The 26,639-nt window shown below is 34.3% G+C and carries 17 protein-coding genes, 1 tRNA gene and 1 other RNA gene; 6 read left to right on the forward strand and 13 right to left on the reverse strand.

Going from position 1 to position 26,639, the window contains the following annotated elements; genetic code table 11:
• The first annotated feature begins 3 nt into the window (after positions 1-3).
• Positions 4-1,704: a PTS fructose transporter subunit IIBC gene (fruA, locus tag RAM17_RS03565; RefSeq protein WP_110448497.1), complete on the forward strand. Its 1,701-nt coding sequence runs from the start codon at positions 4-6 to the stop codon at positions 1,702-1,704.
• Between the two features lie 58 nt (positions 1,705-1,762).
• Here the strand turns inward: fruA and RAM17_RS03570 are convergent, their stop codons facing one another.
• The gene (locus tag RAM17_RS03570) at positions 1,763-2,335 is read right to left on the reverse strand and encodes an LOG family protein (RefSeq protein WP_110448496.1); all 573 of its coding nucleotides are present in this window, start codon (positions 2,333-2,335) and stop codon (positions 1,763-1,765) included.
• A gap of 148 nt (positions 2,336-2,483) precedes the next feature.
• Here RAM17_RS03570 and RAM17_RS03575 point away from each other — a divergent pair.
• Positions 2,484-2,559 (forward strand) — tRNA-Asn (locus tag RAM17_RS03575).
• A 228-nt stretch (positions 2,560-2,787) separates the two neighbouring features.
• Positions 2,788-3,525 carry a carbonic anhydrase gene (locus RAM17_RS03580; RefSeq protein ID WP_110448495.1) on the forward strand — a complete coding sequence of 246 codons (738 nt, stop codon included), beginning with the start codon at positions 2,788-2,790 and terminating at the stop codon, positions 3,523-3,525.
• Between the two features lie 140 nt (positions 3,526-3,665).
• Here RAM17_RS03580 and RAM17_RS03585 read toward each other — a convergent pair whose 3' ends face one another.
• From RAM17_RS03585 to RAM17_RS03600, 4 genes are all read right to left on the reverse strand, one after another.
• The gene (locus RAM17_RS03585; protein ID WP_110448494.1) at positions 3,666-4,610 is read right to left on the reverse strand and encodes a COG2958 family protein; all 945 of its coding nucleotides are present in this window, start codon (positions 4,608-4,610) and stop codon (positions 3,666-3,668) included.
• 393 nt (positions 4,611-5,003) lie between these two features.
• A complete protein-coding gene (locus tag RAM17_RS03590; RefSeq protein ID WP_110448493.1) occupies positions 5,004-5,474 on the reverse strand; it encodes a pyridoxamine 5'-phosphate oxidase family protein in 471 nt (156 codons plus the stop codon).
• A 424-nt stretch (positions 5,475-5,898) separates the two neighbouring features.
• Positions 5,899-6,263, reverse strand: a transfer-messenger RNA (tmRNA) gene (gene ssrA, locus RAM17_RS03595).
• 64 nt (positions 6,264-6,327) lie between these two features.
• Positions 6,328-7,308: a 2-hydroxyacid dehydrogenase gene (locus RAM17_RS03600; RefSeq protein WP_110448492.1), complete on the reverse strand. Its 981-nt coding sequence runs from the start codon at positions 7,306-7,308 to the stop codon at positions 6,328-6,330.
• A 611-nt stretch (positions 7,309-7,919) separates the two neighbouring features.
• Here RAM17_RS03600 and RAM17_RS03605 point away from each other — a divergent pair.
• Entirely contained in the window at positions 7,920-8,774 is an 855-nt protein-coding gene (locus tag RAM17_RS03605) for a DMT family transporter (protein ID WP_220000099.1), read from the forward strand.
• 59 nt (positions 8,775-8,833) lie between these two features.
• Here the strand turns inward: RAM17_RS03605 and RAM17_RS03610 are convergent, their stop codons facing one another.
• Together RAM17_RS03610 and mprF are read right to left on the reverse strand one after the other, a co-directional pair.
• Positions 8,834-10,114 (reverse strand): virulence factor family protein, encoded by a 1,281-nt coding sequence (locus RAM17_RS03610; protein WP_110448490.1) that lies wholly within the window; start codon positions 10,112-10,114, stop codon positions 8,834-8,836.
• 4 nt (positions 10,115-10,118) lie between these two features.
• On the reverse strand, positions 10,119-12,722 hold the full coding sequence (gene mprF, locus RAM17_RS03615; protein WP_220000098.1) for a bifunctional lysylphosphatidylglycerol flippase/synthetase MprF: 2,604 nt from the start codon (positions 12,720-12,722) through the stop codon (positions 10,119-10,121).
• Between the two features lie 341 nt (positions 12,723-13,063).
• Here mprF and RAM17_RS03620 point away from each other — a divergent pair, with 341 nt between their 5' ends.
• Positions 13,064-13,732: an HD domain-containing protein gene (locus tag RAM17_RS03620; RefSeq protein ID WP_110448489.1), complete on the forward strand. Its 669-nt coding sequence runs from the start codon at positions 13,064-13,066 to the stop codon at positions 13,730-13,732.
• A 79-nt stretch (positions 13,733-13,811) separates the two neighbouring features.
• On the opposite strand, the gene RAM17_RS03625 is transcribed toward RAM17_RS03620, so the two are convergent.
• Both RAM17_RS03625 and glnD read right to left on the reverse strand, forming a co-directional pair.
• Positions 13,812-14,735, reverse strand: a complete 924-nt coding sequence (locus RAM17_RS03625) for an AEC family transporter (protein ID WP_086362308.1) — start codon at positions 14,733-14,735, stop codon at positions 13,812-13,814.
• 27 nt (positions 14,736-14,762) lie between these two features.
• The gene (gene glnD / locus RAM17_RS03630; protein WP_181414695.1) at positions 14,763-17,417 is read right to left on the reverse strand and encodes a bifunctional uridylyltransferase/uridylyl-removing protein GlnD; all 2,655 of its coding nucleotides are present in this window, start codon (positions 17,415-17,417) and stop codon (positions 14,763-14,765) included.
• A gap of 711 nt (positions 17,418-18,128) precedes the next feature.
• Between glnD and RAM17_RS03635 the strand changes: the two genes are divergently transcribed.
• Positions 18,129-18,995, forward strand: coding sequence for a hypothetical protein (locus RAM17_RS03635; RefSeq protein ID WP_110448487.1), 867 nt, complete (start codon positions 18,129-18,131; stop codon positions 18,993-18,995).
• A gap of 389 nt (positions 18,996-19,384) precedes the next feature.
• On the opposite strand, the gene nrdB is transcribed toward RAM17_RS03635, so the two are convergent.
• The 4 genes from nrdB to RAM17_RS03655 form a co-directional block, all read right to left on the reverse strand.
• Positions 19,385-20,515, reverse strand: coding sequence for a class Ia ribonucleoside-diphosphate reductase subunit beta (gene nrdB, locus RAM17_RS03640; RefSeq protein ID WP_110448536.1), 1,131 nt, complete (start codon positions 20,513-20,515; stop codon positions 19,385-19,387).
• A 126-nt stretch (positions 20,516-20,641) separates the two neighbouring features.
• Complete coding sequence (nrdA, locus tag RAM17_RS03645; protein ID WP_110448486.1) at positions 20,642-22,927, reverse strand: class 1a ribonucleoside-diphosphate reductase subunit alpha; 2,286 nt, start codon at positions 22,925-22,927, stop codon at positions 20,642-20,644.
• A gap of 288 nt (positions 22,928-23,215) precedes the next feature.
• Positions 23,216-24,595, reverse strand: coding sequence for a hypothetical protein (locus RAM17_RS03650; RefSeq protein WP_146208346.1), 1,380 nt, complete (start codon positions 24,593-24,595; stop codon positions 23,216-23,218).
• Between the two features lie 416 nt (positions 24,596-25,011).
• The gene (locus RAM17_RS03655; RefSeq protein WP_110448484.1) at positions 25,012-26,400 is read right to left on the reverse strand and encodes a hypothetical protein; all 1,389 of its coding nucleotides are present in this window, start codon (positions 26,398-26,400) and stop codon (positions 25,012-25,014) included.
• Positions 26,401-26,639: the final 239 nt, after the last annotated feature.

The following is a 26,639-nucleotide window of genomic DNA, read 5'->3' on the forward strand; positions in this document are numbered from 1 at the left end:
TTCATGAATATATATATTGTTGAAGGTAGCAATTCAGGCCCAGTTAATGGCCGTTTAGCTAAAGCGGAATTAGCGTTAGCTGCTAATTCATTAAATTTCAAAGTTGTTGATAATGCGACATCAGCCGATACGATTATTTCGGTTGGTGATGGTAATATCAATGATAAATCTGTGATTGGCAAAAAAGTTTATGTGGTAAGTGATCTCAATGAAATTTTTGCTGATCCTAAAAAAATCTTAAATAATGCAAAACTTAAAGCAACTATTTATGAACAATCTGCTAGTTCTGCACCTGTATCAGCAGCAAATAACGGACAAAAACGTATTGTTGCGGTAACAGCTTGTCCAACTGGTGTTGCTCATACATTTATGGCTGCTGAAGCGATTGAAGAAGAAGCAAAAAAACGTGGCTGGTGGTGTAAAGTTGAAACCCGCGGTTCGGTTGGTGTTGGTAATGAATTAACACCAGAAGAAATCGCTGCAGCTGATGTAGTGATTGTAGCATGTGATATTGATGTTGATTTAAGTAAGTTTGCAGGTAAAAAAATGTACCGAACTAAAACCGGTCCAGCCCTTAAAAAAACTGCACAAGAATTAGACAGAGCTTTTAACGAAGCTACAATCTATCAACCAACTAGTTCTGCTTCAACAACAAAATCAAGTAACGAAAAGAAAGGTGTCTATAAGCATCTATTAACTGGTGTATCTTACATGTTACCAATGGTGGTTGCAGGTGGATTAATCATTGCTTTATCGTTTGCTTTTGGTTCATTTGAAATGGTTGATGGCGTACAAAAACTGGTAGGTGAATCTCATTTAGCACAAATAGGTGGGCTTGCATTCTCACTCATGGTACCTTTACTTGCTGGTTATATTTCTTACTCAATTGCCGATAGACCAGGTTTAGCTCCAGGGCTTGTTGGTGGTTTACTTGCCGTTTCAACTGGTGCAGGTTTCTTAGGTGGTATTATTATTGGTTACTTTGCCGGTTACTTAGCAATGTTAATCACTAAATATTTACCATTACCAAAAACACTTGAAGCATTAAAACCAATTCTTATTGTGCCATTACTTGCTACATTAGCGACTGGCTTAGTTATGCAGTTTATTGTTGGTACGCCGATAGCATGGCTAATGGAAGCTTTAACTGAATGGTTGAAATCGATGGGAACAGCAAACGCTGTTCTGTTAGGTGCACTTTTAGGTGGTATGATGTGTACTGATATGGGGGGACCAATCAATAAAGTTGCTTATGCATTTGGTACAGGCTTAATTTCGGCTCAAGTATATGCACCAATGGCAGCGGTTATGGCTGGTGGTATGGTTCCACCTTTAGCAATGGGATTAGCAACTTTAATCGCTCGCAAAAAATTTGCTAAAGCAGAACAAGAAAGTGGCAAAGCTTCATTAGTATTAGGCTTATGTTTCATTTCTGAAGGGGCAATTCCTTTCGCTGCTCGTGATCCATTACGTGTTATTCCTTGCTGTATTATTGGTGGGGCAATCACGGGTGGTTTATCATTAGCATTTGGTTCTGAGCTTATGACACCACATGGCGGTCTATTTGCTTTAGCAATCCCTGGCGTAGTTAAACCAGTTGGTGGTTATTTACTATCAATTGTTGTTGGTTCGGTTATTGCTGGTGTTGCTTACGCATTGATTAAAAAACCTGAAGCACAGACTTCTGAATTAGTTAGCGCATAATACATTATGCAACTAAAAACGCCATCAGATGATGGCGTTTTTTTATTCTTGTCTTAATCTATTTTTTTACCCAACGCTGTAAATCTTTTGGGATAAAATTATCCATCTTTTCTAACATTTCATCAGCAACATCTGCTACGATCAATGTCCGATAAAAACTGTCTCGTATAAAGCCTTCTTGTACTGCGTGTTCTAAAAAATTGAGCATAGGTTGCCAAAATTGGCTATTTAATAAGGCAACTGGTTTTTCATGATAACCAATTTGCATGCCAGTCCATACCTCAAACAGCTCTTCTAATGTTCCTGTGCCTCCAGGCATAGCAATAAAACCATCAGCTAGCTCAGTTAATCTTGCTTTGCGTTGATGCATATTTTCAACAACTTCCAAACGCGTAATACCATGGTGTGCAGTTTCAGCTTTAACTAACCGCTCAGGAATAATGCCAATAACTTCACCACCATGAGCGAGAACGGCATTAGCAATAACACCCATTAGTCCTTTATTGCCTCCACCATAGATTAATCGTCTATTATGTTTGGCAATGGTCATACCTAATTGCTCTGCTGCCATACGATATTCTGGACGATTACCTTCACTTGCGCCACAAAACACACAAATATTTTTTTTCATCAATTTTACTCTATTGGTTATGCTAATTTCTCGCTATTTTAGCATAGTTTTCCCTCGATTTGCTTACAAGCTGAGCAGTTAAACCTAATTAGTGTTTTAGAGATTGACAGAATCGTCATAGATGGTTAATATCTTGTCCGTTAAGTGTTCCTCCATAGTTCAGTCGGTAGAACGGCGGACTGTTAATCCGTATGTCACAGGTTCAAGTCCTGTTGGAGGAGCCAATTTCAGTTTTTAAGAACCTGCTTATATAGCAGGTTTTTTTATATCTACCATTCAATAGATACTTCAAGATCACTTTTATCTGCATAAACATTATTAATTCGCCGTTTAACCATGTTTGAACAGCGATATATAATTATTTTTTATAAGGCGTGTTTTAGCTGGAAAGCCTTATTCTTGCAGGGTATAATTCAGCCTCCCTCCAATTAATACCAAAGTGTGAAATCAACATGAAACATAACGTAGTAATTGCAGTATTAATGGCAACTAGCTTATCTTGTGCCGCTTCAGGACATTCATCTCATTGGGGATATGAAGGTCAAGAAAAACCAGAAAACTGGGGTAAATTATCACCAGAGTATTCTACCTGTGAGAATGGTAAAAATCAGTCACCGATCAATATTGATCATGCATTAAAAACAGAGCATGAAAACTTAAAGTTCTCATTTAAACCTAGTAAACAGGAAATTATTAATAACGGACACACTATTCAGGTTAATGTTACTGGGGATAATCAGTTAATATTAGATGAGCAAACCTTTACGTTACAACAATTCCATTTTCATAGTCCAAGTGAAAATACTATTAAAGGTAAAAGTTATCCAATGGAAGCCCACTTTGTTTACAAAAATAAAGCTGGTGCGCTTACTGTCGTTGCATTAATGTTTAATAATGGTGAAGCGAATTCTGAAATTGCAAAAGCTTGGCAGCAAATGCCTGAAGAAGTGGATAACAAAGCAATTTTAGACAAAACTGTTGATATCAATACATTATTTCCTAAAACACTCGATTATTATCGCTTTAGTGGATCATTAACAACACCACCGTGTACTGAAGGTGTAAGATGGATTGTGTTAGAACAACCTGTGACAGCCTCAGAACAACAAATTGAAAAATTCCACTCAATCATGCATCACAACAACAACCGCCCAGTACAGCCATTAAATGGAAGAGTTATTGTTGATTAATAAATGAGTTTTGATTGGCTTTATTAATATTTATTATAAAGCCAATTTCGATTGTTATATTGATTAAAAAAATATCAATTAACGATAGCTAATCACAATGAGGATAACTTTTTAGTGTCTCTTTTTAGTGATTTTTTTATTTAAGTATTAGTATAATCCCAATCAAAAACTTTTATTTCACCAGTTTGATAAAACTGCTTAACTAACTTAATATAATTATTAAAATCTTTATTTTCTCTAGCAAGACGACTGCAAGAGTCCCAATCAATAATAGTTTTTTCTTGAGCAGGAATTAGAATTTGACTTTCTGATGGATTATCTACATCTAATTTAATAACGCCAATACCGTGTGCTGCGCACAATACTCTGAGTTCTTTTAATGTATCACTACCAGTAATTTGTGAAGCCACCAAATAACCAAAATTAGCCCATGAAGAATTAGATACAGCTTGAAAAAATGATTCTCTAACATTTGACATATTAAGTAATATTTTAACTTCAAATGACCATAGTTTACTTTGTTGATCGGCATAGAGTTTAACGCAATCTTTGACTAAGCTATCCCAATCGGAGCTGAGATCTTCTAAGCCAACAATATCAGGATGTAGCCATATATTGCCATTTTTACCCATTCTATTTGATGATGTTTTTTCATCAATACGTTTAGAGTACACATTAAGTTCATCATAAAGATATTTACTTAATAATGGATAGAGAGAGTGTTCACTATGACCATTCTTCTCTGTTTGGGCTTGTGTGGGCAGTTTCTTTGTAGATAAATACTCGGCGTCTAGTACTTCTGCTTCATCAGATTTTTGCGAAAAGTAATACTTTTTAGGACGCCCCTCTGTGGTTTTTATTTCTGGATGTTTTTTTTGTAAAAGTGGTCGCTGGGCACCAATTTCAGCTGCAATTTGGGCAATAACATCATCATCAGTCATTAAACGCTCACTAGCTTGTTTTTTTTCAGCACAGGCTTGCGGATTATGTATAAATATCAACTGAGCCAATTGTCTAGCGGTAAACTGTTTTTGCGGTTGCTGTTTAAGGAGATTAAATATTGTCTTCCTGAGATTTAATGACATAATGTTTAATAACTCTTTGTAATAATGATTAATATACACGTAATATATAATTTAATTAGCTAGTGCTGTCAATTCAATGTTAACTTTAATAGTTATAAGAAATCGTATAATCATTATTGATAGTTATATATAAAAATGAATAAAAAAATAGATATTAATGGATAATGTACTGTTTTTTTATGTGTTTTAGCGTATTAAAAGAGTGTTACTGAGTAGTGAATTTGTATACTGGCGGAATCTTAACCTTTTCATGAAAATGCTTGTCAATAAAGGTTTTTTTATTTCAATAAACTAAATCGTATACCTAAAACGAAAAGTGACCCTTAAAATTGGGTATTTTTGATACTCACTTATTTTAGAGTTTTTTTACCAGCATTGATTAACTTTTATAATTTAATGTTTTTTAGCTGTATAAGCTTTTACTTCAATTTTTATGACGCTAATTGGTCTAACATCGCTTTCGGTAAAAGAGAATGTTTTATTAGGAGCAAATTTATTCATCATTACTTGTAACGTCGCTATTTTTGCGGTGGGTTCTTCAATAAAGGTTGCACATCCATTGCCAATAACACTGGCATAATCAAAGGAATATTTGCAGGCTTTTTCATTAGTAATTAACTGGTGCCCTGTATCTAGCTCAAAGCTAAGTAAAGGATTTTGTCTGAGTAGTTCAACTTTAGTACCCACTTTTGCGCCATGAATATAAAAAATAAGTTGATTATTTGTTGTTAGTTCATAACAAAAATTGACAGGAACAATATAGGGAAAATCGCCATTATTCATCGCTAAACGAATAACATCAGTATGTTCTAAAATATTGATCACTTCATCAAGATTAGTTATTTCTTTATCTTTGCGTCTCATAAATATCCTTTTTTATATTATAGATAACTTAGATTTAAGTAATAATAGATTGATATGTTTTTATTATTAATACCAAACTGATATTAAACCTAAATTGGAATTTCTGCAAAATTTGCAACAGCCTTAAAACTTAGATTAGATGGTAAGTAATATTACTATAGGCGCAATTTATTTTGCACTTTGGGATATATATTTCCAAATACAGGTTAATGTTATCTTTTGGTTTGATATGTTTTAAAGGATTTAAAAGGAAGTCATTAAATAGTAAATTATTGGCATGAAATTCAGTGGGTTAGTTCGAATGAAAATAACGGCATGCATAAATTATGTGCATTTCTGGGCGTTAATATAGTTCGTGTGTAGTCGATTTATATATAGAAACAGCGCGTTAATTTTTAATCATTTGATTTTATATGGTTTTTGTTGGTGGAGCTGGCGGGAGTTGAACCCGCGTCCGAAATCTCTACATCCTTGGTACTACATGCGTAGTTTGTCTTTAAATTTCGCTTACCCGCTGCGGACAAACACGCCACTGATAAACTAGCTTGATTAAATTTAATGCTTCCGCCCCAAGCAAGGCTTCCACACGATCTCGTTTAGGTTTGACTCCTCTTGATCCCCGTCCTACGAGCGGAGGCTAGGGAGAGAAGGCTCTATACAGGTTATTAAGCTGCTAGTGCGTAGTTTTCGTCGTTTGCGACTATTTTTTTGCGGTTTATTTACGAGGCCTACCGCACCTCGGCATGCACCTTGGGTTTCGCAAATCCCGTCGAATCCAGAATCAGCCCCAATTGTGATTGTTGTTTATAGACAATATTGGGGCATTATAGGTGAATTCAAGCAGTAATACAAGTTACCCGACTTCTGGATTAACCCAATTTTCAGTTGGTTGTTCTGGTTTTAACGCAGAAATAATGTTATCAACAGCGCATTTGGCCATGGCATACCGAGTTTCAGTGGTTGCTGAACCGACATGTGGTGATAATAAAACATTATCAAGTTTTAATAATGGCGAATCTTTGGCTAATGGTTCAACTTCAAAAACGTCTAAGCCAGCAGCCTTAATTGTTTTGTTTTTTAATGCTTCATAGAGCGCTTGTTCATCAATTATCGCACCTCGAGCGCCATTGATAAGGATAGCTGATGATTTCATTAACGCTAATTTTTGTTTAGTAATAAGTCGTTTTGTTTGATCGGTTAGCGGTAAAATGATAACAACAAAGTCAGCTTGTTTAAGGACATCATCTAGTTCAAGACGTTTAGCATGATAGGCTTGTTCAACATGGGTATTGGCTGAACGATTATAATATATGATGTTCATATCAAAACCACAATGTGCTCGTTTAGCTATGGCTTGACCAATACGGCCCATGCCTAAAATACCAATGGTTTTACCATAAATATCTGTACCAAAGTATTCAGGTGTGATGCTTTTATTCCAACCTCCATTATGAATAAGATTAGATAATTCAACGGTTCGACGAGCGGTAGCCATGAGTAGGGTAAAAATGAGATCAGCGGTACTTTCAGTGAGAACTTTCGGAGTATTCATTAATCGGACGCCATGTTTTTTCAAAGCAAGCAAATCATAATTATCAAAACCGACTGAAATTGTCGCCGCCGCTTTTAATTTAGGCGTTTGTTGCAAAAAACTATCATCAATTCGAGTTGGAATATTAGATCCAATCATACCGTCAGCATTGGCTAATATTTGGATAAATTCACTAATATCGGTTTTGGGATCACCTTGAAATAGTGTTAGATTGAAAGCTTGCGCTAGTCTTTCTTGCTGATCAGCTGGAATTTTACTAAATAAAACAACATTCTTTTTCATAAATACTCCTATATAGCTATATAGACTATTTTTAGCGCAGTATAGCGTTAGCTTATTTAAATTTGCAATGAAATTAAGTTTTAAGCAAATTAGTTTTTATGTGCTGAAAAATGAGAAATATTTATATTTTTTTAAATATTTTTTAAAATAATTATTTATATAAATCAATATAATAGAATGTTTTTTAGAAAAATATTAAATTTTTTTGAAATTAATTGGAACTTTTTGTGATTTAGTCTGTCTATATATTCAGATTACGTTAATTCATTTTTTTGCCCTCCACTCATTTTTGAGTGGATTTTTTTTGCCTACAATTTTTATTAGTGCTAACTAGTCCTGCTATAGAATTATATAATCTACATAAATAATCGATATATGAAAATATATTGAACAATTATTAACAGCAAGTTAATATCTAGCGATTTTCATTATTCTAATAAATAGTGTTATTTTTATTATTATCAAGCCTTTTATCTATTCTCAATTTATTTGGTATATTTAGTCTGGTAACTAAGTAATAAGGTAATGGATGGTGCTTAAATACTAATAAGTGAGCAGAGAGAATTTTTATGTTATTTTCATCAAGGACAAAAGGCCACCTAATAGCACTCATGACAGTGTTTATTTGGGGAATCACTTATATTGCCACCAAAGTTTTACTGACAGATTTTAAACCTATTGAAATTCTCTTTTTCCGATTTACCTTAGGCTATATCACGCTTTGGTTATTAGCCCCTCGCTTTTTCGCCTGGCAGGGGATTAAACAAGAGTTGATGTTCCTTGGCGCTGGATTTTGTGGTGTCACTTGTTATTTTCTTTGTGAAAATATTGCTTTAACCTATACTACCGCATCAAATGTTGGTGTGATCACCACACTAGCTCCAGTCTTTACTGCTATATTGGCCATCTTCTTCCTTAAGGCTGAAAAACCAGCGAAAGTATTTTATATTGGCTGTCTATTCGGCATGATAGGTATAGCCTTAATTAGCTTCAATGGTCAGTTTGTATTATCGGTTAATCCGCTTGGTGATTTACTGGCGGTGTTTGCTTGCCTATTTTGGGCGTGTTATTCAATTTTAACTAAAAAAAGTAGTAACTATGGTTACAATATTATTTTATTGACGCGAAGATTCTTTTTTTACGGTCTAATGTTTATGTTACCCGCACTGTATTTATTTGGTTTTGAATGGAATTTTTCTCGATTTGAGCAACCAATAAACTTAATGAATATCTTATTTTTAGGCGTCGGAGCTTCAGCTATCTGCTTTGCTTCTTGGAACTATGCTGTAAAATTAGTGGGGGCGGTCAAAATTAGCATCTATATCTATTTAGTGCCAATTTTGACAATTATTAATGCAGTATTAATTTTAGATGAACCTTTTACATGGATTGCGGCAATAGGTACCTTATTTACACTTGGTGGCGTATTCTTATCAGAAGGTAAAATCAAACTTAAAAAGCATTAATATTTTTATAATTTTTTATTAATGCTTTTATTTTAAAAATAATACCTAAAGTGCCACATTTATTGCATACGTTTGTCGATAGCTTGCATAATAATTTGCCCTAAGTGCGGATAATTTTCATCAAAATGATGCCCACCCGGTAGTTGAAATGCTTCGCCTTTCATCTCTGGTTGTAGGCAACCGCTATCGTCTTTCTCTTCTGCACCATAGATACAGAATAATTTCTTTTCCGGAATCTGCGCAACCTCTGGTGCTGTTTTCATTTCATCACCAGATTGCCCCAGCCAACCACTAACTTCTATTTCAAAATTAGCATCTTTAGAAAAAGCAATCATAATCAATGCTTGAACGCTTTGTTGATCTGCTTTGGATAAGCGATTATATAGTGCTGGTAAGATGTCACCCCCAAAAGAATAACCCGCTAGTACAAATTTATTCACCCCCCATTTATCACGGTATTCCTGCATTAAATAAGTAAGATCTTTAGCACTACGTTCAACCGAGCGATGTTGCCAAAAAAGTTTTAATGCATCGACACCAACCACCGAGTAACCATGTGCAGCCATATATTCTGCTGAAACTTTATCTAAATCTCGCCAACCACCATCACCTGAATAATAAAAGGTAACACTATTCGGATGTTGTGGATTACCTTTAGCTGGCAATTCAATCACAGGTAATGGTTCATGTTCACCAAATAAAATAGATGATAAATGTAAACTTAATAGTTCGGTTGGTGACGCTTGATACTCACCAATTGAGGTGGTTACTTTAATCTGTTTTTGTTGGCGAGGGAAAATAGCCACTTGTTCATCAGGTGGATTGTTCCAAATAACCTGCCATGTTCCATGGCTGGCCTGTGCAGGTAAAGGTGCGTCGCAATCTTTATGATCTAAAGTAAACTCAATGGATAAAGCTTTAGCATCATCATCTTGTTGTTTGCTTAACCAACGATAAGCGAAAGCTGCACCTTCTTGCATGCCGGCAACAGTAAATTTATCCTCATTTAAGATCTTCTTCGCTTGTTCAAAGCGTGTTTGTTGTTCGGCACAACTTCCTTGTGGTTGTAATTCAAATTGCACCAATTTAGCACCCATTGATTCAGATAAGGTTAATAATTGATTAGCGGTAAAGTGATTATCTTGTGTCGCAACAATTATTGCTGAAGCTTCTGCTGACTGTCTAGGGCTAGCAGATAAGATAGTAAAGTTTTGATTAATTGTAAAAGTATTAACCGAAGCAGTTCGTTGGTTTTTATAACTGTACCAACCTTTAGCAATACAAAATGTAATGAATACTAAAATAATGAATAATAAAACATAAAGTATGATTTTTTTCATTTGATTAGTTCTTCTGGTTAGTTAATGTTGTTTTGCCACCTGAAATTAACATGGTAGTATCAATTAAAGCAACTAAGGGGTCGAGTCCGGCAGGAACCGCCATATAACGGGGTTGCCAATGCGTTGCAAATTTTTCTTTAAACTGGCGTAGGCCTTGGAAGTTATAAAATCGGCCACCTCGGCGAAAGACTAATGCGCCTAAACGTTGGATCATTGGTGCACCACGTCTTCTTTGCATGCCGGCAAGTGGTACCATTCCCAAACTAAAATACTGATAACCTTTTTCTTTATAATGTAAAATTAAACCAACCATTAAAAACTCCATGGTCGATTTTGGAATATCTTGTAAAACTCGCATTAGATCAATACTAGCACTATAGTTTTGCTTGGTTTCTAATAAATTCACAAAAGCAATAATTTTCCCCTGATATTCAATTGCGGCAACCGTGAAATTATCTAAATAGGATTTAGAAAAAGCCCCTAATGAGAATTTTTTCTCTTTGGTATGTTTATTTTTTAACCATGAATCGGAGACGGCTTTCAATTCATCAATTGGTGCAGTACCCGGTGGATAAAATCTTAAACTAAGCCCATCCCGTAGCCCACGGTTCCAAGTATATCGAAGATCTTTATATCCCTTAGAGGTTAAATCAAACTCTTTTAAATTAACTAAGGCTTCTTCACCAAGTTTGACAATTCGAAGACCAATATCCATATAAAATGGTAAATTGTTTGCTTTAACTTGGTAGAAAACCGGACGTAAATGGTGTTGATCACAAAGATCTCTAAATGCCCAGATTAAATCAGCCCGAGCAGCGCTATCATTGCCAATAGGATCATATAGCGCAACCATGCTTCTTCCTCGCCTTGCATACATAATGAAAGCAGTATGTGATTGATTGAAGAGCAGTGACTTATCACCACTCATCGCTAATCCGCCTTCAGGTTGTTTTGAGTTAAGCATGATTTGATAGGCTTCACTTAATTCCTCTTCAGTAGGAATCGTTAAGATAGGTAATGCTGGTTTAAATGACCAAAATAACATTACGCTACTCAATAAGATAAAACTACCTAATGCTGCACGTAATGCTCGGGGAACTCGGCTATCTAACTCAAATTGCCACCATAAATCATGGCTGTAAGGAATATCTTGATAAATAAATAAGATTAGCCAAACAAATAAGGCAATTAAACCAAAACTGACTACAAAGGATTTTAGTGAGAAAGGTAAAATACTTAATCGGCTTTTACGATAAAAAGCATGTCTAAAATTGATTAATAGTATGGCTATTACTAATAATGTCGCTGCTTCGATCCAGTGTAAACCTCTTAGCAACGAGCAGATACTGCCTAATATCAACAAAATAACCGATACTCCCCATGCCGAATAAAGTCTGCGACGTAATCCTACCGCCATTAGTAGGCATAAAATTCCGATTAAACTTGCGGTTAAATGAGCAAAATTGACAATTTTTTTCGGAAAAAAAGTGCTGACGAAATCATGATTAAAGCCAGGTGTAACACTTGAAAACATCATGACTGCTCCGGCAAAAAATACCGTGGTGGCCATAATCGTTGCCGCAATACCGGTATCGGTTTCCTTAACTTGTGGCGCGGTTAACAAGTGTTTTCCTTCGTTAATTAGCAGTAAAATTCCGGCAGGAATCAATGGTAATATGATATAAATTAGACGGTAAATGACCAAAGCAACCGTTAATGATGCAGTATCAATTTGTGATGAAAATGCCGCTAATATAACCGCTTCAAATATGCCAACTCCACCAGGAACATGACTAAGTATCCCAGCAACTAATGCCAAGATATAAATCATAATAAAGGTAATAAAGTTTGGTTGATTCGGGAGTAAAAAATAGAGAATAGCACCGGCTAAAATGGCATCGATTAAGGTAATTAAAAATTGTCCACTGGCTAATTGCCAGTTAGGTAAACGGATCTGCCAATGGAAAATTTGATATAGCCAAGTATCTTTATTGGGTTTTTCTGCTAATCGGTGCGCATGTAAAAATAACAATACACCAGCATAAATGATCAATACTGCACTAGCGATTAATTCAATAGTGATTACCGAGATATGTAGCGCTAGCATGGTATTTTGTATATGTATTAATGCAGCAATTGTGGCAATTAAAGGTAATGTAAGGCCTAACGAAAGGCTAACAAAAATCGACATGCGAGCAACATCTATGGTGGTTAATCCATATTTAAAGTAGAGCCGACAACGAATTGCACCGCCGGATAGGGCGGATAACCCGACTGCATTACCAATGGCGGAGGCACAAATTGCACCAGTAGCTATTGTCGATGGTTTTAAATCAACGCCTGCATATCGTGCGGCTGACCATTCATAACCCATCAACATAATATAACTCGCTATCGCCGATAGACATGCTAGTAAAATTGCATGGTAAGGCAGTTTATGCAGAGCTGATTGTAAATCGCTAAGGTTAATTGATTGTAATAAATGCCAACACACAACCAGTGCGATACAAAAAATAGTGAGTCCAAATAGTAGAGCGATAAATTGACGATATCGAGTGAAACATTCTATAAGTTGCCAAGGCAAAACTTTGCGTGCTGATATTTTCACTTAATCAACTCCAGTTATTTGCATTGATAATAAATTGTGATTGGAGCATTCTACCTTTCGTAATTAGTGAAAACAATCGAAAGAAATTAAAAAAAATATAAAAAAAACATTAAATGCAAGGAATTTTTGGCAAATCAGTCTAAATAATCATCAATAATGATATTAAATATAATTTTTAACTCATTTTAAATTGATTTTTCTGGTTTTATGCAAGAATAAATGACTGATTGATAAAGTATTAACTAAAACCATCAATAGCGATTAGATTTTAACTGCGGTAATATACATAATATCTCGATCAAATATAATCTATCATTACTATTTTTAATTAAGCTAATAAAATGACCAACCGAATAACTGCCCAACAACAACTAATTCTTAATTCGATTAAACTATTTGTTCGACAAAAGCTTTCGCATGATTTTTCGGGTCATGATATGGCGCATATTGAACGAGTTGTAAAATTAGCCGAAAAAATCCTTAATGATCAGCCACAAGCAGATGCATTTATTGTATTGATGAGTGCTTACTTGCATGATGTCATTGATGAGAAAGTGGTTGAGGATGTTGATAAAGCAATAATTGAATTGCGTGATTATCTGCAATTATTAAAGATAACCACTAACGAGATTAACGCTATTTTTGCTATTATCGAAAATATGTCTTATCGGAAAAATCTTTTGCAAAAAAACGAGTTATCGTTGGAAGGACAAATAGTTCAAGATGCTGACCGTCTTGATGCTATTGGCGCAATAGGTATTGGCCGTACTTTTTATTATGGTGGTAATAAACATAATATTATGCACGATCCAAACATTCCACCGCGAACGAAACTTAATGAAGACAATTACAAACAGCCCAATACAGTAATTAATCACTTCTATGAAAAACTATTTTTACTCAAAGATATAATGAATACTGACACAGCTAAACGGATTGCTGAACAACGGCATAAAATTTTAGTTGAATTTGTTAATCAATTTGAGCAAGAGTGGCTGAATAACGATTAAATTTTATCAAAACTAAATCCTGACGATTAATCAGGATTTAGCTAGCTGATTTTCAAACTCTTTAAGGCATCGCTTCTATTTAAAAGGGAATTGGTGCACCAACTAAAGAGAGTACGATTGGTAATGTAATTAAACTCAATAAAGTACTGACTAAAGTAGCACTTGATACCAGTGCTGGGTTAGTATCAAATTGAACTGACATTAATGTGGTATTGGCCGCACTTGGCATTGCCGCTAGAACAATAAGGATTTGTTTTGCCATTGGGGTAATAGGCATAAAATAGACCATGGCAAAAGCGACCAGCGGAGATATAACCATCCTCGTTACTAAAGCAAAAGAAAGTTTTGGATAATCAAGTTGTTTAATTTTGATTTTGGCCAATTGCATGCCCAAAATAATCATAATTATCACAATGGAAGAATCACCGATCATACTAATTGAAGTCATAATCGATTTTGATAATGGTATTTGACACAGTTGGAAAAGAATACCAGCAAAGGCACCATAGGCAACCGGCATTCTAATTACTTTGTTAATGACATCTTTTTGACTGACAATATCACTATGTGTGCTGCCCTTGGCTGCATAATAGATGCCAACAGTGCTCATAACAAATTGTTGTAACACCATCATTATGACACCTAGATCAAAACCGATCGTGCCAAAAAAAACCAGTAGTACTGGTGTACCATAATTACCATTGTTCATAAAACACGAACTCAAAATCATTGCACAGCGTTGTTTGACCGAATACTTCATTATCATTGACCAGATGCTGACAATAAGAACCAAGGAAAAACAGAGTCCAATGAGATAAGCAATATAGATTAAATAATCGCTGGTTAAGGTATGTGTATAAAATGTTTTAAATGCCAAAAAGGGTGATAACACATATAGCGACATTTTTGAGAGATTAGCAACATCAAAATTAAGAATCTTTTGACCAATAAATCCAACAATAAAAATACAAAAAATAGGAAACAAAATAAGGAAAAATTGCATAATTTTAACTTTAAACTTTTTGGTTAATTAATTTATTGAATCAATAGTTTCAACTATCGATTCGGTTAGTTTTTGACAGGTGTTATCATCAAGGGCTTTATTGTGTTTATCGGTTAGAATAAACAGATCTTCAATATGTTCGCCAATTGTGGCTATTTTAGCACTGCTTAGCGATAAGTCTAATTTTGCAAACACTTCACCAACACAAGCAAGTAAACCCGGTTTATCAAGCGCAATGAGTTCCATATAAGTTTGGTTTTCGTTAAATGACGAAATAAAGTTGACTTGTGTTGGTACAGAAAACGAACGTAGTCGCTGTTTAGCCGGTTTTATTGTCACGCCTTTGTAGACTGATTGATGTAGTACTTTATGTAGCGCTTGGATAATATCTTGATGTCGATTTTCTGGCACAATTTGCCCATTAGGTTCAAGCACAATAAAGGTATCTAATGCAAATCCATTTTTATTAGTAATAATCAATGCATCATGAATACTCAAATTTAACATACTTAACGCATTACATGCTGCGGCAAATAAAAAAGGTCTATCAGATGAGTAGATGATGATTTCGCTGCCACCATGATATGGATTGGAATTAATCGAAACTAATGTTTGATTCAAATCATGATTTAATAATAGTTGAGCGTGCCAAACGATCTGTTCAGCGCTATAGCGCAAAAAGTAATCGACACGATAATCTTGCCAAAGGTTTTTTATCATTTGCTCGTCGTAATTTTGTGCCAGCAATTCAGTTAGTGCTTGTTGTTTATGTTGACGAGCAACACTTCGTTGTTCTGGTATTTGATGAATGCCCGAATCAAATGATCGTTTAGCGGTTAAGTAGAGCTCACGCATTAAGCTCTGCTTCCAACTATTCCATAAGGTTTCATTAGTAGCACAAACATCGGCAACCGTTAAACAGAGTAAATAATGTAAACGGCGTTTGCTTTTTACTAATTGAATAAATTCGCGAATAACATCGGGATCTTGGAGATCTCGACTTTGCGCAGTTACCGACATCAATAAATGATAACGAACTAACCAAACAATCAAATCGGTATCTTTCGCATCGAGTTCATGTAATTGACAAAAAGATTCGACTAATTTAGCGCCTATTTCCGAGTGATCACCATGTCGACCTTTGCCAATATCATGGAATAATCCCGTTATTACCAGTAATTCAGGTTTAGATAGTTTGGCAAATACAGTTGAACTATTAGGATGTTTTTCTTTACCCACTTCGGTTTTTAAACGATCGAGTTCTAGCAATAAGCGGATAGTATGTTCGTCGACCGTATAAGCATGAAACAGATCAAATTGCATCATGCCTGAGATTTGCTGCCAACCAGGTATATACACCGCCAAAATACCATATTGATGCATTGGCAAAATGGCTTTTTTAATTGCATCTGGATGTTTGATGATTTTCATAAACAATGTTCTTGCTTCTGGCGTTTCACTAAGTAAATAATTGAGTCTTCGTCTTGCAGAACGAAGTTGCCTAATCGTATTAGAATATAATCCTGTAATTTGCGGATTAAGCAAAATTGTATAAAACAGATTGAGGATCATCAGCGGGTTATCAGTAAACACGCTGTTATGTTTAACATCAATTAGGTTGCCTCTGACTTGAAAATGTTGATCAATATCATAGGTCTTTTGTGATGAGTAACGTTTTAATAATGACTCATCAAATAGTTGTAAAAGCATTTGGTTGAGTTCGGTAATATTATGCGCAACACGATAATAATCATGCATCATATTTTCAACCGGTGTATTGCCTTCACCACTATAGCCCAACATTTTAGCGATACTTAGTTGACGATCGAATAATAAACGATTGTCATAGCGGTTGATCACGCAGTGAAGCGCAAAGCGCATGCGCCATAAAAATTTGCGGCAAGTCTTAAATTCGGCCACTTCTTCTGGCGTTAAATAGTCAAACTGGGCAATTTTTTTTAAAAACTCTCCGCCAAAATGTCGGATTGCAACCCATTGGATGATTTGCATATCACGTAAACCACCTGGACTATTTTTTAGATCTGGCTCTAAATTATAGGTAGTGCTGTGATATTGTTGGTGTCTTTCTTGTTGCTCTTGCATTTTGGCTTGATAAAAAGCTGGAGAAGGCCAGATTTTATCGCTAAAAATTTCACTGCGGAGCTTATTAAGTAATGACTCACTTCCGGCAATTAATCTTGATTCAATTAAGTTTGTCATGATAGTGATATCATTTTTAGCTTCTTGCAAGCAGGTTTTTAACGTTCTAACGCTGTGGCCAATATCAAAATGCAGATCCCAAAGTAGACGGACTAAATCACCAATTTGTTTTTCCAGTTGTTTGGTTAGTGAGTTATCACTTAGTATCAAAATATCAATATCGGATAATGGATGAAGTTCGGTTCGACCATAACCACCAACTGCAATCAGTGCAATGCGATTTTGTTTAAACAGCGATGAAACTTGTTCGGGAATTCGATAATAATGCCATAATCGTTGAAGTAGCTGATCAATAAACTGACTGCGCAGATGAACTAAGTCATCAATATCGGCGTTATTTTTAAATTGGGTCACTGACCATTGTTGAAACGCATTTAGTTGCTGTTTTAGATAGGGGACAGTTATTTGCTCATCACTAAAATCAAGCGGAGAGATAGAATAAAACAAATGCGCATCAGTCATAGTCATCATATCAAATTAGCAAAATCGAATTGTTATATCGTCCACCGATTTTAAAGCAGTGTCAAGCTGGAATGACAACAGTTTTCATACAATAACATTAAGCAATAACGTTTATTCAATCCATTCGCGACTTTTAAAATTGATGAGTAAATATTTTTTGTAAAAATAATTGAGGAGTCTATACCGTCAAATAGTGTTTATTTAGGAAAAATAGTAAGTTAAATAACTTAATGTGAATGTTCCATGACACAATTTATTTAGAATTATTAACAATAAAAACGAGTTGATAAAAATAGTTATGCCACATGCTTATAAAATGTATTATTTAAGATTTTGTAAAAATAATTGAGAAGTCTATACCATCAAATATGATTTATTGCGGGTAAATAAGAGTATTAAATCAGTTAAGCTTGATTTTTTATTCTATTAGCTTACTGAGTGGTTTAGCTAGTAGATAAAGGTCGATTATCTGTTGTTTAAATAACATTTTCCGTTCTGGCAATAATAACATCCGAGTATTGGGTGATCGGGCAATAAAGAACATTCCATAATCAGTAGTACGAAAAAAAATCACGATATAGACATTATATTGTTGTATATCAATTAGAAACGATTAAAATGGCTAAAAAACAAAGGATAAATAATAAATATTTTTAATAATTTCAAATCAAAAAGAGACATTAGGAATGGGAATACAATGAGGTAAGTTAAGTGAATAAAAAAATACTATTTTTAATTATGTTGTTTATCAGTCACTTTGCACAAAGTGCTGAAGTCACTTGGGATTTAAATTTTGATGACAAATATAATTTACCTTTAATCATGATGGATTTTCAAGGTGAAAAAATTGCCATGACATTGGATACGGGTTCGAAAATAGCTTTACATCTACCCATGGATTTAATTAATAAGATTCCTAATAAAACCGAAAAACCTGAAAAAATCAGAAATACTGATCTTTCTGGTAATGTCACAGAACTGCGAGCATTTATCATCGATAAGTTAGTGTTAAATTCTTTTATCTTTAATAATGTGCAAGTGGTTGAATATAAAGACTGGGGGTTATTTATTTCGAGTGATCCGATGGATAATGATAATAGTGAGGATAGCAATGCATTTAAAGCTGTTATTGGCCTTAAATTGTTTGATAATTATGTATTAACTATCAATTATCCGGAAAGTAATTTAACAATATCCGATGATACTTCAACCGACTTAAATCCAAACTGGGTTGCTATCCCCTTCGATTTAAATGGTGAAGGTTTGGTTGTTAATCTGTCCGATGGTATAAAGAATTATAAAATGGTTTTAGATACAGGGGCGACAGTATCACTCATCAAAGAACAATCCCTGTCATCGGAATCAATTAAAATAAGCGATCCTGAAGATAATTTTAAATCTATATCACTTGATGTAAATAATGTCGCGAATGATAGCGTTCTGCCAATAATAATTGATTCATTTCCTAATGAATTTCAATCTGACGGATTATTAGGCGCTGACTTTTTAAGTAAAAACAGAGTTAAAATTGATTTTAAAAATAAGCAAATGTGGGTCCAACCTGTTGAGCAAAAATAATTTTTCCTAATTAATAGAATTAATAAAATCATTAAAAAAGACCTACATTAGTAGGTCTTTGCTTTAGGAGGTTTTATGAGTTATTTTTCAATTAAATCTCATGTTCAGTTCAAGCAATAATATCATCTTGAGTAACAAGTGTTGTAATAGTTTGGCTACCAAATGATACATTGACGACATGCTTTGACGCGCGTGTTTACTATCAAAGTGGCTTAAAAATTATGGCAGATGAATTGATGTCATTAAAGGCTTTAAATATAGTTAAATTATGCTTTGATAGTTTAATGTAGAAGCAATGATTGTTGTGCATAATGGATTAATAATATTAAAGGAACCGATAAGGTTCCTTTAATAAAAAATTTGAGGAAAGGGGTTTTTGCGATTAATAATTATAAGGTAAAATCGCTTAAATCATCTTCACTAATTTCTGAATCGATTTGTCCAACTAAATATGAGCTCATTTCAGCTTCTTGTGGCGCAACCTGTACGTTATCAGAAACAAGCCAGTTATTGATCCATGGAATTGGATTCGATTTTACTTCAAATGGTAATTTGAGACCAACCGCTTGCATACGAATATTAGTAATATACTCAACGTATTGGCATAGAATATCTTTGTTTAAACCAATCATTGAACCACCTTCAAATAGATATTCAGCCCATTCTTTTTCTTGATTAGCAGCTTGTAAGAAGAGGTCGTAACAATCTTGTTCACACTCTTTAGCGATTTCGGCCATTTCTGGATCATCTTCACCGCTTCTTAGGGTATTAATCATGAACTGTGTACCGGTTAGATGTAATGCTTCATCACGAGCAATCAGTTTGATTATTTTGGCATTACCTTCCATTAATTCACGTTCTGCAAAGGCAAATGAGCAAGCAAAACTCACATAAAAACGAATCGCTTCAAGCGCATTAACGCTCATTAGGCATAAGTAAAGTCGTCTTTTTAACTCTCGTAGATCAATAGTGATAGTTCGATTATTGACAGTGTGTTTACCTTCACCTAACAAATTATAATAACTAGCATAACTAATTAATTCATCGTAGTAGCCTGCAATATCACCAGCCCGTTTTTGAATTTCTTTATTAGTCACAATATCGTCAAATACAACCGATGGATCATTAACGATATTACGAATAATGTGGGTGTATGAACGTGAATGAATCGTTTCTGAAAATGACCAAGTTTCTATCCATGTTTCAAGTTCAGGAATAGAAATTAAAGGTAATAACGCCACATTTGGACTTCGACCTTGAATGGAATCGAGCAGAGTTTGATATTTTAAGTTACTAATAAATATATGTTTTTCATGTTCTGGGAGCGCTGCATAGTCAATACGATCTTGCGATACGTCGACCTCTTCAGGACGCCAAAAGAAAGAAAGTTGTTTTTCAATTAACTTTTCGAACATTTCATATTTTTGTTGATCGTAACGAGCAACATTTACCGGTTGACCAAGAAACATTGGCTCTTTAAGTTGATCATTATGGACGTGTGAGAAGGTGCTGTAATTCATGCTCATAATCGAACTCCTAACAGAAATTTGTTAAGCTTTTTACTGTGCAGATAAGTAAAAAGTCGGAATAGTAGGGATAACTCAGTTGTTATCCGCTACTTTTATTTTTAGGGCTAAGCAGAACAATTAAATTTTGCATGCTCCGCCTTCACAACCATCATCACTTGATGAGACTTCAATATCACCTTGAATATCTTCAGCACCATCTCGTGTATTATGATAATAAAGGGTTTTTACACCATATTTATAAGCTGTTAATAAATCAGCTAATAGCTGTTTCATTGGTACTTTATCATTAGGGAATTTAGTTGGATCATAATTAGTATTGGCTGAAATTGATTGATCAATAAACTTCTGCATAATACCGACTAAATGCAAATAACCTGTATTATTTGGGATTTGCCAAAGTAACTCATATAAATCTTTTAATTTTTTATATTCAGGTACCACTTGTTTTAAAATACCATCTTTTGACGCCTTTATGCTGACATATCCTCGTGGTGGCTCAATACCATTAGTGGCATTTGATATTTGCGAGGAAGTTTCAGATGGCATCAATGCTGATAAAGTAGAATTACGTAAACCATAAGTTTTGATTGATTGACGTAAAGATTCCCAATCATAATGTAATGGTTCTTTAGTAAGTGTATCGATATCTTGTTTATAAGTATCGATAGGTAAGATACCTTGAGCATAGGTTGTTTCACTAAATAGTGGGCAGGCACCTTTTTCTTTAGCTAAATTATTTGATGCTTTTAATAAATAATATTGCATTGCTTCAAATGTGCGATGGGTTAAGTTATTGGCACTACCATCAGAATATTTAACTCCATGTTTAGCTAAATAATAGGCATAGTTAATTACACCAATACCTAATGTGCGGCGGTTTATTGATGACGTTTTAGCTGCCGGAACCGGATAATCTTGATAATCAAGCAATGCGTCTAGTGCACGAACGGTTAAATCAGCTAGCTCTTCAAAATCGTCAAGAGATTCAATTTTACCTAAATTAAAAGCAGATAACGTACAAAGTGCAATTTCACCTTTATCATCATTAACATTATTAAGTGGTTTAGTTGGTAGGGCAATTTCCATACATAAATTGGATTGATGTACTGGTGCCAGTTGAGCATTAAATGGGCTATGAGTATTACAATGATCAACATTTTGAATATAAATTCGGCCAGTTGATGCTCGTTCTTGCATTAATAATGAAAATAATTCAACTGCTTTAACTACGCGTTTACGAATATTAACATCTTGTTCATATTGATGATAAAGTGCTTCAAATTTGTTTTGGTCGGCAAAGAAAGCATCGTAAAGACCCGGCACATCTGATGGACTGAATAAAGAGATGTTTTCATTTTTAATTAGACGTTGGTACATTAATTTATTGATTTGTACACCATAATCTAAATGTCTTACTCGGTTTTCTTCAACGCCACGGTTATTACGTAGGACTAATAAACTTTCAACTTCTAAATGCCAGAGTGGATAAAATACTGTAGCTGCGCCACCACGAACACCACCTTGTGAACATGATTTAACTGCAGTTTGGAAATATTTATAAAATGGGATACAACCAGTATGGAAGGCTTCACCACCACGAATTGAGCTACCTAATGCTCGTATACGACCCGCATTAACGCCAATTCCAGCTCGTTGTGAAACATATTTTACAATCGCACCAGCTGTGGCATTGATAGAATCTAAGCTGTCATCACATTCAATTAATACACACGAGCTAAACTGGCGAGTTGGTGTACGAACCCCAGCCATTATTGGTGTCGGCAATGAAATTTTAAATGTCGAAACGGCATCATAGAAACGTTTGATATAATCTAAACGACTCTCTTTTGGATAGTTAGCAAATAAACACGCGGCAACTAAGATATATAAGAATTGAGCACTTTCATAAATTTCACCGGTTACGCGATTTTGAACCAAATATTTACCTTCAAGTTGTTTGACGGCTGCATAGGAAAAATTCATATCGCGCCAGTGGTCGATCATTTTATCCATTTGTTCAAATTCTTCTTGAGTATAATCTTCAAGAAGGTGTTTGTCATAGCGTTCGCTGGCAACAAGTTTTTTTACATGTTCATAAAGTGACGGAGGTGTAAATTGATTGTAGGCTTTTTTACGTAAATGAAAGATAGCTAAACGGGCTGCTAAATATTGATAATCAGGCGCATCTTGAGAGATAAGATCAGCTGCTGCACGGATAATAGTTTCATGAATGTCCGAAGTACGAATACCATCATAAAATTGAATATGTGAACGTAATTCAACTTGAGAAACAGATACATTATCTAATCCTTCCGCTGCCCAAGTGATTACTTTGTGGATTTTATCAAGATCGATAGGTTCTTTTTTTCCATCACGTTTAGTTACTAGCATTGATTTGTTCATTATTCATTTATCATCCATTTTTATGTTTTAATGGAGCGTATGATAATTGATAATTGTCAAAATATACAATATATAGTACCTATTAATCATTTTATTACTATATGTAGTATGCTTAATAAACAGTGATTGGTAATTTATTAACGAAAATCAATGATTACGGATAATATTTTTTGAATTGGTTTTTAATAGTAAAAACGATAATGATAGGTGCTATCAAAGAAAAATAAAAATTGCCAATGATAAGCTCTACCTATGAATAGATAGAGCTCTAAATATAAAATGACAAATTTAATTAGTATCGACCGCTATACATAAGCCATTTTTATCTTGGCTCTCTTTTTTGCAGTGATATTTACCATCATATGGATGTAAGTCACAAAATTTGTTCATTGTCGGATCATAGACCCAAATTCTTTTTCGTTTATTATTTTCTTTTAATGCAGGAGCCCATGAGTCTGGGTATGATTCTTGTGTTGGATAACCCCATTCACTCATTAATGAACCTATTTCACGAGTAAATATTGCTTCTTTTCCTGCATTGAAATCTGCGTTACTCAGTTCATCTGCATTAGCAATACGATAATTACCTGGTAACTGCTCACATGCTTCGGCAATTTGTAATGCTTTTCCTATTGAACTAACACCCGTTCCTATGGTAGCTAGATCCCATCCAGAATACCATTGTGTTATAGTGAATCCATAACGGATTTTGTAACCATTAGTTTTATGAGTGCCTTCTAAAATGACTTCATAACCGGTATTGTTACCCATGATGTAATTCCAAGCTATCAAGGTATTTTTTGCATTATCAGTACCAAATCTTAGTGTGACAAAGTCGTTGCTCGCACTGATTATTGGTTCACTGACAAGTTCTTTCCCTTTTAACAGTTGCCAATCATATTGGTCGGCCATGCCTTTTTGAGCAAGCGTTAGGTCAAATTGCGCACCATAAAAAGCAGTAGTTGGAAAATTGCTTGATTCTGTATTTGATTGAATTAAGAAACCATAATTTTTATTCCATTGGTTTTTTTTGCCACTTTGGGCTTCATTTGGTTGTAACGAAGGTCGTGCATAACAAAATCCATTATCTTCCAATAAGGTATACATTTTAGATGGGCTATCAATAATGTTTTCATTAGGGTATTGATTTGAATTAGGTAGTCCATATTGAGTATATAATAGTACACCATCTGCTTCTAGTTTGATCTTATAAGGCGCATACCACCCTTTTTCTGATAATGAGCAAAATGTATCGCTATCTTCTGGTTCAAATTCAATAAGTTGATTTTTAGCATTGGTATAATACCATTTCATGGTAATTGCACTACTGGTATCGATTGCAGATAGTTGATCACCATCCTCATCAACAAATTGGCTATTATCAGGAAGTTTTATAGGAGCGACTTTGATGTTATTTTTAAATGGATAACTTGTTGAATATGGCATTTTTTTGACTTCATCACCGTAATAGTTCTTACCATCGGTATTTAGGCCAAAAAGATCAAAGTCTTTCATATTACTTTCTAATTTTGCTGATAATAATGGCTTATTACCATGAATAGCTTCAACGGTTTTTGAATCGAGCGAACCATAGCTAGAGGAAGATACTAGTAATAAAAGTAGCATTGACGATATTATCTTTACAGACATCTCGATAATTTGATTCACTGTTAAATTCCTTTTTATTCATGTTTTATCATTCTAATTTAGTAATTTATAAGTATTTGATAAAATGATATTTTTATTTTTTTTATGTTTTTGTGGCGCTGATTATAAAGCAAACAATCTCTTTAGTCGATCTCAAAGACAACTAATCATTATTTTACTTATAAATAAATATTCATGTTTTTAACATATATTTGATAAATAACAATATTTAAGATTTTGTCTTTCAATATTTGATAATTTATACAATTTAGTGATAATAATTACATGAACAATAAATAACCTTCATCTTATTGAGGTTATTTTCACCAATAGATTGCAAACTAATAAGTTATTTGTTAGTACTAATTATCCAAAATCATAAAAAACTATTATTGGATAGTTGGTTAATAGTTATTAAGCAGTCGTATCAAAAATTGCTAGTTATATTCAGCTACTGCTGTGCATAAGCCATTTTTTAAATCACTTTCAGCGACACAGTGATAAACTGCTTGATAAGTATGTAAATCACAGTATTTTTTTTGGTCCGGATCATATAACCAAATTCTTTTGTGTCTAAGATCTTGTTTATCATTGGCCGCCCAAGAGTTTGGGTATGCTTTTTGACTAGGGTCTCCCCATTCACTGAAAAGCGTGCCTATCTCTCGAGTATATTTAGCTTTAGCCGCCTGTAAGCTGGAATTAACCACTTCGTTAGTATAACTTATGCGATATTTTCCTCCACCAGCTAAGGCGCTACAGCTTTCATCCACTTTAGGCCCCGTTGTAACAGAGGCACCAGGTTCACCAATTTTATTTTCATCCCAACCGGTAAACCATTTAACGAGGGTAAATGAATATTGAATAGTGGTATTTTTTTGGGGATTTTTTCCTTCTACAATAACCGTATATCCATCACCAGATCCCATTATATATTGCCAAGCTTTTGCTGGATCTTTAGCATCTGGCATATCAAATGACACTGTGACCTCTTGAGTTTTATCGTCTTTGTTAACTTGTACCAACTCACTACCTTGTTTAATTGACCACTCATAATCTTTAGCCAATTGTGCATTAGTCAAATTTAACTGAAATCGCGCACCATAAAAACCGGTTGTAGGAAAGTTTTTGCTAGGATCATTTCTCGATTGTGGTAAAAAGCCATTATCTCGATCCCATTGTGATATTCCATTAGCTTTGGATTCTTTTGGTTTTATTTCTGGTTTAGCATAACAAATTCCGACATCATCCATAATGGTATAAGTTTTTGACGGTGGTGTTGTTACATCGTCATTAGGATAGACAAAGTAGTCAGGATGCCCATGAGTAGTTACTAATAATAAAGAATCAGCTGTCAATTTTACTTTGAACGGAGCATTTATATTTTTTTTGGCTAAAGAACAAAATGTGTCATTATCTTTTGGAACAAACGAAACTAATTTATTTTTTGAATTGGTATAAAACCATTCCATTTTAATATTGCCGTTTGCTTCAAATCCAATTAATTCATCACCATCAGCATCATGGAACTCATTTTCATTTGGATATTTCATTGGAGCAATTGCAACTTTATCTTTGAAAGGATAGTTACTCATGAGAGGTAAATGATCGACCTCCTCACCATAATAATTTTGATTGTAGACTTTTAAACCAAATAAGTCTAAATCGTCCATATTCATCTCTAACGGTAGTGATAAATGTGGTGGTGATCCTACTATCGTTTTAACCGTCGTTTGCGAAAGGCTAGCTTCTGAGGACTGGATTGATTGGAATAACAATACTAAATAAAACCATAGTGCTAAATATCTACTGCTCGTTAAGTAACTCACGGTATATTTCCTATATTTCATTTTTCTTTAATTATTTCTTAGAAAGGCTTTTTTTGCGTGCAAGATTTCACGAATGATTATAGGTTAAACGATAGTTTATAGCGAATGATTTATTGTAAATGATTGTTAATTTCTAAAATTAATATTGATTTTTTTTGCATTAACACTTTGTTAAATAATATTTTTTGTTTTTTATTTCTATCAATTCTACTTTAATTGTTGTTTGTTCTTTATGTGGA

It is taken from the genome of Gilliamella apis (assembly GCF_030758615.1).
In the GTDB taxonomy this organism is placed as follows: domain Bacteria; phylum Pseudomonadota; class Gammaproteobacteria; order Enterobacterales; family Orbaceae; genus Gilliamella; species Gilliamella apis_A.